The following is a 13,599-nucleotide window of genomic DNA, read 5'->3' as shown; positions in this document are numbered from 1 at the left end:
AACAAGTAAGCGTTCGGGTGTTCGCCAACGTGTAACTTTAATTGGGTAAGCTTTTAATGAAAACTTTTACAGCTAAACCGGAAACCGTACAACGTGACTGGTTCGTAGTTGACGCTACCGGCAAGACCTTAGGTCGCCTGGCCACTGAACTGGCCCGCCGTCTGCGTGGCAAACATAAAGCGGAATACACTCCGCACGTTGATACTGGTGATTACATCATCGTTCTGAACGCAGAAAAAGTTGCTGTAACCGGCAACAAGCGTAACGACAAGATTTATTACCATCACACCGGCCACATCGGTGGTATCAAGCAAGCGACCTTTGAAGAGATGATCGCTCGCCGTCCTGAACGCGTGATCGAGCTCGCGGTTAAAGGCATGTTGCCAAAGGGCCCGTTGGGTCGTGCAATGTACCGTAAAATGAAAGTTTACGCGGGTAACGAGCACACTCATGCGGCGCAACAACCGCAAGTTCTTGACATTTAATTCGGGATTATAGGCAATGGCTGAAAATCAATACTACGGCACTGGTCGCCGCAAAAGCTCCGCCGCTCGTGTTTTCATCAAACCGGGTAGTGGTAACATCGTAATCAACCAGCGTAGCCTGGAACAGTACTTTGGTCGTGAAACTGCCCGCATGGTAGTTCGTCAACCACTGGAACTGGTCGATATGGTTACTAAATTTGACCTGTACATCACTGTTAAAGGTGGTGGTATCTCCGGTCAGGCTGGCGCTATCCGTCACGGTATCACCCGTGCACTGATGGAATATGACGAAAATCTGCGTGGCGAACTGCGTAAAGCAGGCTTCGTTACTCGCGATGCTCGTCAGGTTGAACGTAAGAAAGTCGGCCTGCGTAAAGCACGTCGTCGTCCTCAGTTCTCCAAGCGTTAATTTTCTGCTGCTCATGCAGCACAGTGCTACTGCACGAAAATCAACGTCAAAAACCCGGTGCTACACCGGGTTTTTTTATGCCCGTCATTCCGCCAGGGCGTGTGTAAAACAGGCATTAATGATTTTCAGACACACAATTCACCACGAAATCATCTCGCCGTCCCCACAGCACGCGTAAAATCTGGTAAACTATCACACACTTTTGTGCCTATTCGCCGAGCAGTTGACGTTGCCGCGCTTCCTGGTTGGGTTCGCCCTGCCAACGGTTGTCTATGAAACTACGGAACAAAAACTGCAGGCTGGCGATAAAATGATTGTTCAGGATAGCAGCCTGACAGTTGGCTATTCGCTGTATAATTCTAGATAACTTGGAGGTTTTCATGGCTGTCGCTGCCAACAAACGTTCGGTAATGACGCTGTTTTCCGGCCCGACCGACATTTTTAGCCATCAAGTACGTATCGTACTGGCCGAAAAAGGTGTCAGTGTCGAGATTGAGCAGGTTGAGATGGATCACCTGCCGCAGGATCTTATTGACCTCAACCCCTATCGCACCGTGCCAACGCTGGTCGATCGTGAGCTGACCCTGTTCGAATCCCGCATCATCATGGAATACCTTGATGAGCGCTTCCCGCATCCACCACTGATGCCGGTTTATCCGGTTGCACGTGGTGAGAGCCGTCTGATGATGCACCGCATCGAAAACGACTGGTACTCTCTGATGCGTCAGGTTGAACAAGGTACGGCTGCTGAAGCTGATGCAGCACGTAAGCAGTTGCGCGAAGAGCTGCTGGCGATTGCGCCAATCTTCTCTTACATGCCTTATTTCAAAAGCGAAGAGTTTAGCCTGGTCGATTGCTACCTGGCACCGCTGTTATGGCGTCTGCCAGAGCTGGGTATTGAGCTGTCCGGTACCGGTTCTAAAGAGCTGAAAGGCTACATGACCCGCGTATTCGAACGTGATGCATTCCTGGCTTCTCTGACCGAACCCGAGCGCGAAATGCGTTTGCATACACGAGGTTAAGGTATGGAGATGAACGACATGTCTCCGCGCCGGCCTTACCTGTTGCGGGCCTTTTATGAGTGGTTACTCGATAACCAGCTCACTCCGCACCTGGTGGTTGATGTCACGATGCCCGGCGTCATGGTTCCGATGGAGTTTGCTCGTGACGGACAAATTGTTCTGAACGTTGCACCTCGCGCCGTCGGTAATCTTGAACTGGGTAATGACGATGTACGTTTCAACGCCCGCTTTGGCGGTGTGCCGCGTAATGTGTTCGTGCCGATTGCCGCTGTACTGGCGATTTATGCCCGTGAAAACGGGGCTGGAACCATGTTCGAGCCTGAACCGGCTTACGAAGCTGAAGGTGCCTTCGCGGGTAACCTGAGCAACGATGAGACATCAGAACCGACTATGTCAGTGATTGACGGTGATTTACCGGATGTCACGGAAGAAGGCCCTGATGACGAGCCACCTGCGCCACCACGCGGTGGACGCCCGGCATTACGCGTCGTTAAGTAACACGTCGTCAAATGAACCCAGGTTTTCTGAAAGCCTGACAAAAACCCTGCGTTGATACGCGGGGTTTTTTATTGCCTGTCCCTGCCTGTGTCTCCTTTCGCCAGTGCGTAATGGCTGTGTTATGATTCAAAATTATTCGCGCATACCTTTCATTCTTAAAGGTCTTATTCTGACGCTATGAGCACATTTGACGATCAGCCCCCGGAGACGACAGACACCATCGGCCATGCGATGCGTCGCCGACCGCTTGCGCGCAAGAAGCTGTCCGATATGGTGGAAGAAGAGCTGGAGCAAATGATCCGCAGGCGCGAATTTGCTGAAGGTGAGCAACTTCCTTCAGAACGAGAACTGATGACATTTTTCAACGTTGGCCGCCCCTCCGTACGTGAAGCGCTGGCGGCGCTTAAACGTAAAGGGCTGGTGCAGATCAGCAACGGCGAGCGGGCGCGGGTGTCACGTCCTTCGGCTGACACCATCATCAGTGAATTATCCGGTGTGGCGACAGACTTCCTCGCGCGCCCTGAAGGGATTGCGCATTTCGAGCAGTTGCGGATGTTTTTCGAATCCAGCCTGGTGCGTTACGCCGCAGAATTTGCCACCGACGAGCAGATTGCACGCCTGGGCAAAGCGCTGGAAATGAACAGCCAGTCGCTTGATGACAACGATCTTTTCATCCGCTCTGATATTGAATTCCACCGTGAACTGGCTGAAATCCCGGCGAACCCGATCTTCATGGTCGTGCACGTGGCTTTACTGGACTGGCTGATTGCGGCGCGTCCTTCCGTCCCTCAGGAAGAGCTGCACGCGCATAACAACGTCAGTTATCAGCAGCATATCGACATCTTCAAGGCTATTGAGGCTCGTGATCCTGATGCCGCCGATGCCGCGCTGAAAGCGCATCTCAAAAGCGTCTTCGCGGCATATTACGCCTCATCGGCGAAGCGCGGACCGAAGAAGTAATCATTTCTGAACTGGGATCTGCCCCGCACTCTCTTTGATCACCTCTGATCAGCCATCACTATTTCCTATGGTCGGGATCACATTCTGAACCTTCCGTTGTATTGTGTTTGTTTTTTGGTCTGGTATAACAGGTATAAAGGTATATCGATTTGCCTGATAACCCAATAACCAAGAGGCGTTTATGAAACAGAATCTGCGGGGCGTGATGCCGGCATTGCTCACTCCTTTTAATCAGCAACAGCAAGTGGACACCGACAGCCTGCGCCGTCTGGTACGTTTCAATATTGAGCAGGGGATCGATGGCCTGTACGTTGGTGGTTCTACCGGCGAAGCTTTTCTGCAAAGCTCTCAGGAACGTGAGCAGGTGCTGGAAATCGTGGCGGAAGAAGCGAAGGGCAAGGTGACGTTAATCGCCCACGTCGGTGCCATCAGTACCCGTGAAAGCCAGACGCTGGCCGCCGCCGCACACCGTTACGGCTTTGATGCCGTCTCCGCCGTGACGCCGTTCTACTATCCTTTCAGCTTCAATGAACATTGCGACCACTACCGTGCGGTCACGGATTCCGCCGAAGGCCTGCCGATGGTGGTCTATAACATTCCGGCCCTCAGCGGCGTGAAACTGACGCTGGATCAGATCGACACGCTGATCAAACTGCCCGGCGTGGGCGCGCTGAAACAAACCTCCGGCGATTTGTACGAAATGGAAAAAATCCGCCGTGCGCATCCGGATTTGGTGCTCTACAACGGTTACGACGAAATCTTCGCATCCGGCCTGCTGGCGGGTGCCGATGGCGGAATAGGCAGTACCTATAACGTGATGGGCTGGCGCTATATGGCGATCAAAAAAGCCGTGCTGGAAGGGGATGTGCCGCGGGCGATGCATTTGCAAAGTGAATGCAACAAGGTCATCGACCTGCTGATAAAAACGGGCGTTTTCCGCGGTCTGAAAACGATTCTGCATTACATGGATATCGTGGCCGTGCCGCTGTGCCGCAAACCTTTTGCGCCGGTCGATGAGCAATATTTGCCGGCGCTTAAAGCGCTGGCGGCGCAACTTCAGGCAGAACGTAGCGCGTTCTGACGCCTGATGCCGGGCTTTCCGGCATCAACAATTCTTTATCAGTCCTTACCAAAGGGCGGGTTGATGCAAACCCGCCCCGGGGGTGATTTATGCGTAACAATGCCCGACAGATCTCATGGTTTCGCCATTTGACTAAACCGCAATGGAAAGCATTTTCGGCCGCCTGGATTGGCTACCTTTTGGATGGTTTTGATTTTGTTCTGATCGCCTTAGTGCTGACAGAAATTAAAAGCGAGTTCGACCTGACCGGCGTTCAGGCGGCGAGTCTGATTTCTGCGGCGTTCATCTCCCGCTGGTTTGGCGGATTACTGCTTGGTGCCATGGGCGACCGTTATGGTCGCAAACTGGCGATGATCACCAGTATCGTGTTGTTTTCTGTCGGGACGCTCGCCTGCGGTTTTGCGCCGGGATTCACGGTGATGTTTTTCGCACGCCTGATTATCGGCATGGGCATGGCGGGAGAATACGGCTCAAGTGCCACCTATGTTATTGAAAGCTGGCCAAAGCATTTACGCAACAAAGCCAGCGGGTTTCTAATTTCCGGCTTCTCTGTGGGTGCGGTGATTGCCGCGCAGGTTTACAGCCTGGTGGTGCCGGTCTGGGGCTGGCGCGCCCTGTTTTTCATCGGCATTTTGCCGATTATTTTCGCCCTCTGGCTGCGTAAAAATATCCCGGAAGCGGAAGACTGGCAGGCGAAATTCGCCCATAAGCAACCGACCAAAACCATGGTGGATATTCTCTATCGCGGCAAACATCGGGTCGTCAACGTCGGTATGACGATTGTCGCGGCCACGGCGTTGTATTTCTGTTTTGCCGGCGATGTGGGCAGCGCCGCAGTGATTGCCATACTGGGGCTGATGTGTGCGGCTGTCTTCATCAGCTTTATGGTGCAGAGTAGCGGCAAACGCTGGCCGACCGGCGTTACGCTGATGATCGTGGTCTTCTTTGCCTTCCTCTATTCGTGGCCGATTCAGGCGCTGTTACCGACGTATTTGAAAACTGAACTGGCCTATTCACCGACGCTGGTGGCTCACGTGCTGTTCTTCAGCGGCTTTGGCGCAGCGGTAGGGTGCTGCGTGGGCGGTTTCCTCGGCGACTGGCTGGGAACGCGCAAAGCGTACGTGTACAGCCTGCTGGCCTCGCAGCTGCTTATTATTCCGGTCTTTGCGATCGGCGGCGGAAATATCTGGGTGTTGGGATTACTGTTATTCCTGCAACAAATGTTGGGTCAGGGCATCTCCGGCATTCTGCCTAAACTGATTGGCGGTTATTTCGATACCGAACAGCGTGCGGCCGGGCTGGGCTTTACCTACAACGTCGGCGCGCTGGGTGGCGCTCTGGCACCGGTTATCGGGGTGGCGATTGCCCAGCGTCTGGATCTCGGCACTGCGCTGGCGTCCTTGTCTTTCGGGCTGACGTTCGTGGTGATCCTGCTGATCGGGCTGGATATGCCGTCACGCGTTCAGCGCTGGATCCACCCCGAAGCCGTGCGGACGCATGACACCATTGATGGCAAACCTTTCAGCGGTGCGGTGAAAGTGAAGCCGGAAAACACCAAGAGCGGATTGATCAGAAACTGAATTTTGCAGGGAGTTTATATGTCATTGCTTGAAACACTGGATACACAGATTTCACAGGCTGGCGGATTAATTGTCTCCTGCCAGCCGGTTCCCGGCAGCCCGCTGGATAAGCCTGATATTGTGGCCGCCATGGCGCTGGCAGCAGAACAGGCCGGTGCGGTGGCGCTGCGCATTGAAGGTATTGAGAATCTCAGAGCCACTCATGCACGGGTGTCGGTGCCGATCATCGGCATTATCAAACGCGACCTGCCAGATTCGCCGGTGCGTATCACGCCTTTTCTGGCCGATGTGGATGCGCTGGCAGGCGCAGGAGCCAGCATCATTGCGTTTGACGGTACACAGCGTGAAAGGCCGGTGGCGGTGGCGGAACTGCTGGCACGCATTCATCAGCATCACCTGCTGGCAATGGCAGATTGTTCCAGCGTGCAGGACGGACTGGCTTGTCACCGGCTGGGGGCTGACATCATCGGTACGACGCTGTCAGGTTATATCACGGCGCAAACACCGGAAGAGCCGGATCTGGCCTTAGTGAAAGCGCTGAGTCATGAAGGATGCCGCGTGATTGCCGAAGGGCGCTATAACGCGCCTGCGCTGGCGGCTCAGGCGATGCAAAATGGCGCGTGGGCGGTCACCGTCGGTTCGGCAATCACCCGCCTTGAGCATGTCTGCCAGTGGTTCCGGGATGAAATCGTGAAGGTCGCGAAATGACCACGCTGGTGATCGATATCGGTGGCACCAAGCTGGCGGCGGCGCTGGCGGGCCCCGATCTCACTCTCACCGGACGGCGGGAAATCCCGACGCCTGCCAGTAAAACGCCCGATGCCTTGCAGGCTGCGCTGGCGGAACTGGTCGCGCCGCTGGTTTCACAGGCGCAGCGGGTCGCGGTCGCTTCTACCGGTATCATCAGGCAGGGCGTTCTCACGGCGCTGAACCCGGATAATCTTGGCGGCCTCAGCCATTTTCCACTGGTGGAGGTGATCTCCCGGCTGACGCAACTGCCGTGCATGGCCATCAATGACGCGCAGGCGGCTGCGTGGGCGGAATATCATGCCCTTTCGGCGGATATCACTGACATGGTCTTTCTCACTGTCTCGACCGGTGTGGGCGGCGCAATGATCAGTGGCGGAAAATTGCTGACAGGAACGCAGGGGCTGGCGGGGCATTTCGGCCACACGCTGGCAGATCCGCAGGGGCCACACTGTGGCTGTGGCCGGACGGGTTGCGTGGAGGCGATGGCGTCAGGGCGAGGCATCGCCAGCGCAGCGCGTGATGATTTAGCCGGTTGCACTGCCAAACAGATTTTCGCTCATGCGGCGGCAGGGCATCCGCAAGCGGGGGCATTGATCCAGCGTTCAGCCAGGGTGCTGGCAAGATTAATCGCGGATATCAAAGTAGCGACGGATTGTCAGTGCGTGGTTTTGGGTGGAAGTATTGGTCTGGCAGAAGGCTATTTGGCGCAGGTGAAAACGTTTCTTAATGAAGAGCCGGAGGTTTACCGTGTCACGCTTTTGATGGCAAAACATCAGCACGATGCCGGTTTACGGGGGGCCGCCTTGCTGGCGCAGGAGATGGCGTTTTAGTTTCAGCCCGCTCAAAAACAACGGGGCTGCCATCGCTGGCAGCCCCGTTTTCATGACAGAGTGGATCAGACTTCGAGGAAGTTCATGATGCCTTCTGCCGCTTTACGGCCTTCGGCAATCGCCGTGACCACCAGATCCGATCCGCGAACCGCATCGCCACCGGCGAAGATTTTCGGGTTGCTGGTCTGGAAGGCGTTGTCGCTGCCTTCAGGTGCCAGAATGCGGCCCTGAGTATCCAGCTCAACATCGTGCGCTGCCAGCCATTCCATTTTGTGAGGGCGGAAACCAAACGCCATCACCACGGCATCGGCTTCCATCACATGTTCGGAACCCGCGACGATTTCTGCACGACGGCGGCCATGAGCATCCGGCGCGCCAAGTTCGGTACGCGCCATACGCACGCCACAGACGCGGCCTGAATCGTTCAGTTCAATGCTCAGCGGTTGCAGGTTGAATTTGAAATCCACACCTTCTTCGCGCGCATTCTTCACTTCACGACGTGAGCCCGGCATGTTCTCTTCATCACGACGGTACGCACAGGTCACATGCGTTGCGCCCTGACGAATTGACGTACGCACGCAGTCCATCGCGGTGTCACCACCGCCGAGCACCACCACGCGCTTTTTATCCATCGTCACGTAAGGCTCTTCCTGACTGTCATCGTAACCCATCAGTTGCTTGGTGTTGGCGATGAGGAACGGCAGGGCATCGTACACGCCCGGCGCATCTTCGTTCGCCAGACCACCGCGCATGGACTGATAAGTCCCGACGCCGAGGAACACAGAATCGTATTCTGCCAGCAGAGCGTCGATGGTGATGTCTTTACCGACTTCAGTATTGAGCTGGAATTCGATCCCCATCTCCGTGAAGATTTCGCGACGCTTGGTCATCACCGATTTTTCCAGCTTGAAGGCCGGAATGCCGAAAGTCAGCAGGCCGCCGATTTCCGGATGGCGATCGTAAACCACTGCTTTCACACCGTTACGGGTCAGCACGTCAGCACAAGCCAGACCTGCCGGACCTGCGCCGATAATCGCCACGCGTTTGCCGGTAGGATGCACGTGAGACATATCCGGACGCCAGCCCATCTCGATGGCTTTGTCGCTGATGTAGCGCTCGATGTTACCGATGGTCACCGCACCAAACTCGTCGTTCAGGGTACAGGAACCTTCGCACAGTCTGTCCTGAGGACAAACGCGTCCGCAGACTTCCGGCAGGCTGTTGGTCTGGTGCGCGAGGTCGGCGGCTTCCATGATGCGACCTTCGTTTGCCAGTTTCAGCCAGTTCGGAATGTAGTTGTGAACCGGGCATTTCCATTCGCAATAAGGGTTACCGCAGGACAGACAGCGGTCTGCCTGTGATGCAGCCTGAGTTGCTGAGAACGGCTCGTAAATTTCCACAAACTCAATTTTACGGATCTTCAGCGCTTTTTTAGGCGGATCAACACGCTGTAAGTCGACAAATTGATAAACGTTTTGACTCATCTTAACCTCTTACTGCGCTTGTACCCGCAGCTCAGCTGCGGAACGACTACGGTGACCCAACAATGCTTTGACATCACTGGACTTCGGTTTAACCAGAGCAAATTTCGCTGCCCATTCAGGCCAGTTCGCCAAAATTTCTTCACCACGGGCCGAGGCGGTCAACTGTACGTGTTCGATGATCAAACCGCGCAGATGCTCTTCATGGATAGCCAGATCGGCCACTTCCAGGACTTCAACCAGTTCCGGGTTAACGCGTTTGCGGAATTCGCCGTCTTCATCAAGAACGTAAGCGAAGCCACCGGTCATGCCTGCGCCGAAGTTGACGCCGGTACGACCGAGCACACACACAATACCGCCGGTCATGTATTCACAACCGTTATCGCCAATGCCTTCAACCACGGTGATGGCACCGGAGTTACGCACGGCGAAACGTTCACCCGCACGGCCCGCTGCAAACATTTTGCCGCCGGTAGCGCCGTACAGGCAGGTGTTACCGATGATGCTGGCTTCGTGGCTGCGGAACGCTGAACCTATTGGTGGACGGATGGCAATGCGGCCACCGGCCATGCCCTTGCCCACGTAGTCGTTCGCGTCGCCGGTCAGCATCAAATCGACGCCGCCTGCGTTCCAGACGCCGAAGCTCTGGCCCGCGGTACCGTTGAAGTTAATACGTACCGGATCTGCCGCCATACCCTGATCGCCATGTTTCTCAGCGATCGCACCGGACAACATAGCGCCGACGGAGCGGTCAGTGTTGCGGATATCGAAGTAGAACGCTTTGCTCTGCTTGGAATCGATATGCGGCGCAGCCTGTTCCAGAATGTCTTTGTTCAGCTGACCCTTATCGAACGCCGGGTTGCTTTCGGTGCAGTACACCGCTTTGCCTTCATGCGGTGTGGCGGTTGCCAGCATCGCAGAAAGATCCAGACTGTTTTGTTTGGCGGTGAAGCCATCCAGTTCGGTCAGCAGATCGGTACGACCAATCAGATCGACCAGCTGGCTCACGCCCAGTTCGGCCATGATTTCACGGGTTTCCTGCGTGATGAACTTGAAGTAGTTCACTACGCGTTCTGGCAGGCCGTGATAATGGTTGCGACGCAGTTTATCGTCCTGAGTTGCCACGCCGGTTGCGCAGTTATTCAGGTGGCAAATACGCAGGTATTTACAGCCCAGTGCGACCATAGGGCCGGTACCGAAACCGAAGCTTTCTGCGCCAAGAATCGCCGCTTTGATGATGTCGAGGCCAGTTTTCAGGCCGCCATCCACCTGCAGACGGATTTTATGACGCAGGCCGTTGGCGACCAGTGCCTGCTGTGTTTCCACCAGACCCAGTTCCCACGGACAACCGGCGTATTTCACCGAAGACAGCGGGCTTGCGCCGGTGCCGCCATCGTAGCCGGCGATGGTGATGAGATCCGCATAGGCTTTTGCCACGCCGACGGCGATAGTGCCGACGCCCGGTTCAGAAACCAGCTTCACCGAAATCATGGCTTTCGGGTTGACCTGTTTCAGGTCGAAAATCAGCTGCGCCAGATCCTCGATAGAATAAATATCGTGGTGCGGCGGTGGAGAAATCAGGGTCACGCCCGGCACGGAATAACGCAGTTTCGCGATGTACGGCGTCACTTTGTCACCCGGCAACTGGCCGCCTTCCCCTGGTTTTGCACCTTGTGCGACTTTGATCTGAATAACGTCAGCATTCACCAGGTACGCCGGTGTTACACCGAAACGACCGGAAGCGACCTGCTTAATACGGGACACTTTATTGGTGCCGTAACGCGCCGGATCTTCGCCGCCTTCGCCGGAGTTAGAACGTCCGCCGATGCTGTTCATCGCTTCGGCCAGAGATTCATGCGCTTCCGGGCTTAACGCACCGATAGACATCGCCGCGGTATCAAAGCGGGTAAACAAGCCTTCCGCCGGTTCCACCTGATCCACCGGGATTGGCTGGCCTTTTGGTGTCACTTTCAACAGGTCACGCAGTGTCGCTACCGGACGCTCGTTAACCAGTTTGGCGTATTTTTTATAATCGTCGTAATCACCGCTGTTCACTGCGGTTTGCAGGGTGGTGACCACGTCCGGGTTATAAGAGTGATATTCGCCACCGTGGACAAATTTCAGCAGGCCGCCCTGATCCAGCGTTTTGCGTTTCAGCCACGCACGTTTGGACAGGTTCAGCAGATCTTGTTCAAAATCCGTATAACCGGCACCGCCGATACGGCTGACCACGCCGTTGAAGCAGGTGTTGCACAGATCTTTTGCCAGACCGACCGCTTCAAACAGTTTGGAGCAGCGGTAAGAGGCCACGGTTGAGATGCCCATTTTGGACATGATCTTGTACAAGCCTTTGTTGATGCCGTTGCGGTAATTCAACATCACTTCACGGTATTTCTTCTCGATGACCTGAGAGTCGACCAGTTTTGCCAGTGTTTCGTAGGCCAGATACGGATAAACCGCCGTGGCACCAAAACCAATCAGCACGGCGAAATGGTGCGGGTCGCGGGCGCTGGCGGTTTCAACAATGATGTTGGCATCGCAGCGCAGGCTTTTCTCAACCAGACGCAGTTGCAGCGCGCCGACGGCCATTGGCGCAGGCAGCGGCAGGCGGTTGGCCGAAATATTTCGGTCAGACAGCACCAGTAACACGGCGCCGTTGCGCACTTTCTGCTCGCCTTCGTCACAGAGTTTCTGGACGAACTGCTCCATGTTCTGTTCGCTCGGATCGTAAGTCAGATCCAGCGTTTCCGCGCGATAATGTTTGCTGTCCAGCGTGGTGAGCTGTTTAAAGTCAGACCACAGCAGAATAGGCGATTTGAAGCTCAGACGGTGCGCCTGACCTTCGGCTTCGCAGAACACGTTCATCTCGCGGCCAATGCTGGTCGCCAGAGACATCACGTGGGCTTCGCGCAGCGGATCGATTGGCGGGTTGGTCACCTGCGCAAACTGCTGGCGGAAGTAGTCATAAATAATGCGGGGACGACTGGAAAGCACGGCAAATGGCGTGTCATCACCCATCGAGCCGACGGCTTCCTGACCGTTTTCACCCAGTACGCGGATGATCTGATCAAGTTCTTCGCTGCTGTAGCCGAACTGTTTCTGGAAGGTTTCCAGCGTAGTGTCATCCAGCTCGCGGCTGCCAACCTGATCTTCCGGCAGGTCTTCGAACGGCACCAGACGCTGAACGTTTTTCTCCATCCACTCTTTGTAAGGGTGACGGCCTTTCAGGTCGTTGTCGGTTTCAGCGGAGTGATGGATCTTGCCGCTGCGGGTGTCGATTACCATCAGTTCGCCAGGTCCGACGCGGCCTTTTTCGACCACTTCGTCCGGCTGATAATCCCAGATCCCGACTTCAGATGCGCAGGTGATCAGCTTGTCTTTCGTGATGACATAACGCGCCGGGCGCAGACCGTTACGGTCGAGGTTACAGGCGGCATAGCGGCCATCTGACATCACGATACCGGCCGGGCCGTCCCACGGTTCCATGTGCATGGAGTTAAAGTCGAAGAACGCACGCAGATCGTTGTCCATATCCGGGTTCTGCTGCCAGGCTGGCGGCACCAGCAAACGCATCGCGCGCAGCAGATCCATCCCGCCCGCCAGGAACAGTTCCAGCATGTTATCCAGCGAGCTGGAGTCGGAGCCGGTTTCATTGACGAAAGGCGCAGCATCTTGCAGATCGGGGATCAGCGGTGTTTTAAATTTATACGCACGTGCACGCGCCCACTGGCGGTTACCGGTGATGGTGTTGATTTCGCCGTTGTGCGCCAGATAGCGGAAGGGCTGAGCCAGTTGCCAGCGCGGAACGGTGTTGGTCGAGAAGCGCTGGTGGAACAGGCAGATCGCCGATTCCAGACGCAGGTCGGCCAGGTCTAAATAGAAGCGTGGCAGATCCGCAGGCATACACAGGCCTTTATAGATCGTGACCACGTTGGAGAAACTGCACACATAGAAATCTTTATCCTGAATGCGTTTCTCAATGCGGCGGCGCGCCATATACAGGCGTCGCTCCATGTCACGCGGACGCCAGCCGGCAGGCGCGTTGACAAAAATCTGTTCGATACGGGGCAGGGAGGAAAGCGCGATTTCACCGAGAACGTCCGGATTGGTCGGAACGTCACGCCAGCCCACCACGGACAGCGTTTCGTTTTGCAACTCTTCTTCAACAATACGGCGGCTGGCAGCCGCTTCTGTTTCATCTTTGCTGAGGAATAGCATGCCGACGGCATAGTTCTTCGCCAGACGCCAGTTGCGCTCTTCGGCGATCATCCGGAAGAACCGATCCGGTTTCTGTAAATGCAGGCCACAGCCGTCGCCGGTCTTGCCGTCAGCAAGGATCGCGCCACGGTGTTGCATACGGGCCAGCGCGTGAATGGCTGTACGCACGACCTTATGGCTAGGTTCGCCTTCTATATGGGCGATCAGGCCGAAACCACAGTTGTCCCTCTCTTGGGATTTATCGTACAACATAACGTGAACCTCCCCAGGCTCTGCGAGACTCTC

General features: G+C 55.6%; 11 protein-coding genes. 9 read left to right on the top strand and 2 right to left on the bottom strand.

Annotated features, from left to right (window positions below; translation table 11 throughout):
* Positions 1-56 precede the first annotated feature (56 nt).
* From rplM to nanK, 9 genes are all read left to right on the top strand, one after another.
* On the top strand, positions 57-485 hold the full coding sequence (rplM, locus tag J1779_RS18465; protein ID WP_013577239.1) for a 50S ribosomal protein L13: 429 nt from the start codon (positions 57-59) through the stop codon (positions 483-485).
* Positions 486-501: 16 nt separating this feature from the next.
* The gene (rpsI, locus tag J1779_RS18460) at positions 502-894 is read left to right on the top strand and encodes a 30S ribosomal protein S9 (RefSeq protein ID WP_056776311.1); all 393 of its coding nucleotides are present in this window, start codon (positions 502-504) and stop codon (positions 892-894) included.
* Positions 895-1,274: 380 nt separating this feature from the next.
* Complete coding sequence (sspA, locus tag J1779_RS18455) at positions 1,275-1,916, top strand: stringent starvation protein SspA (protein ID WP_056776315.1); 642 nt, start codon at positions 1,275-1,277, stop codon at positions 1,914-1,916.
* A 3-nt stretch (positions 1,917-1,919) separates the two neighbouring features.
* The gene (gene sspB / locus J1779_RS18450; protein WP_056776320.1) at positions 1,920-2,414 is read left to right on the top strand and encodes a ClpXP protease specificity-enhancing factor; all 495 of its coding nucleotides are present in this window, start codon (positions 1,920-1,922) and stop codon (positions 2,412-2,414) included.
* Between the two features lie 177 nt (positions 2,415-2,591).
* Positions 2,592-3,374 (top strand): transcriptional regulator NanR, encoded by a 783-nt coding sequence (locus J1779_RS18445; RefSeq protein ID WP_217204470.1) that lies wholly within the window; start codon positions 2,592-2,594, stop codon positions 3,372-3,374.
* 181 nt (positions 3,375-3,555) lie between these two features.
* Complete coding sequence (nanA, locus tag J1779_RS18440; RefSeq protein WP_122094442.1) at positions 3,556-4,455, top strand: N-acetylneuraminate lyase; 900 nt, start codon at positions 3,556-3,558, stop codon at positions 4,453-4,455.
* An 89-nt stretch (positions 4,456-4,544) separates the two neighbouring features.
* Positions 4,545-6,035: an MFS transporter gene (locus J1779_RS18435; RefSeq protein ID WP_217204469.1), complete on the top strand. Its 1,491-nt coding sequence runs from the start codon at positions 4,545-4,547 to the stop codon at positions 6,033-6,035.
* A gap of 18 nt (positions 6,036-6,053) precedes the next feature.
* A complete protein-coding gene (locus tag J1779_RS18430; protein ID WP_183848402.1) occupies positions 6,054-6,743 on the top strand; it encodes an N-acetylmannosamine-6-phosphate 2-epimerase in 690 nt (229 codons plus the stop codon).
* The gene (nanK, locus tag J1779_RS18425; RefSeq protein ID WP_217204468.1) at positions 6,740-7,615 is read left to right on the top strand and encodes an N-acetylmannosamine kinase; all 876 of its coding nucleotides are present in this window, start codon (positions 6,740-6,742) and stop codon (positions 7,613-7,615) included. Before J1779_RS18430 ends, nanK begins: the two co-directional genes overlap by 4 nt.
* Positions 7,616-7,680: 65 nt before the next feature.
* On the opposite strand, the gene J1779_RS18420 is transcribed toward nanK, so the two are convergent.
* The gene (locus tag J1779_RS18420; RefSeq protein ID WP_056776343.1) at positions 7,681-9,099 is read right to left on the bottom strand and encodes a glutamate synthase small subunit; all 1,419 of its coding nucleotides are present in this window, start codon (positions 9,097-9,099) and stop codon (positions 7,681-7,683) included.
* Between the two features lie 9 nt (positions 9,100-9,108).
* Positions 9,109-13,566 (bottom strand): glutamate synthase large subunit, encoded by a 4,458-nt coding sequence (gltB, locus tag J1779_RS18415; protein WP_056776347.1) that lies wholly within the window; start codon positions 13,564-13,566, stop codon positions 9,109-9,111.
* Between the last annotated feature and the right edge of the window lie 33 nt (positions 13,567-13,599).

Source organism: Rahnella rivi, assembly GCF_019049655.1.
In the GTDB taxonomy this organism is placed as follows: domain Bacteria; phylum Pseudomonadota; class Gammaproteobacteria; order Enterobacterales; family Enterobacteriaceae; genus Rahnella; species Rahnella rivi.
This window is presented reverse-complemented; position numbering and strand designations above follow the sequence as displayed.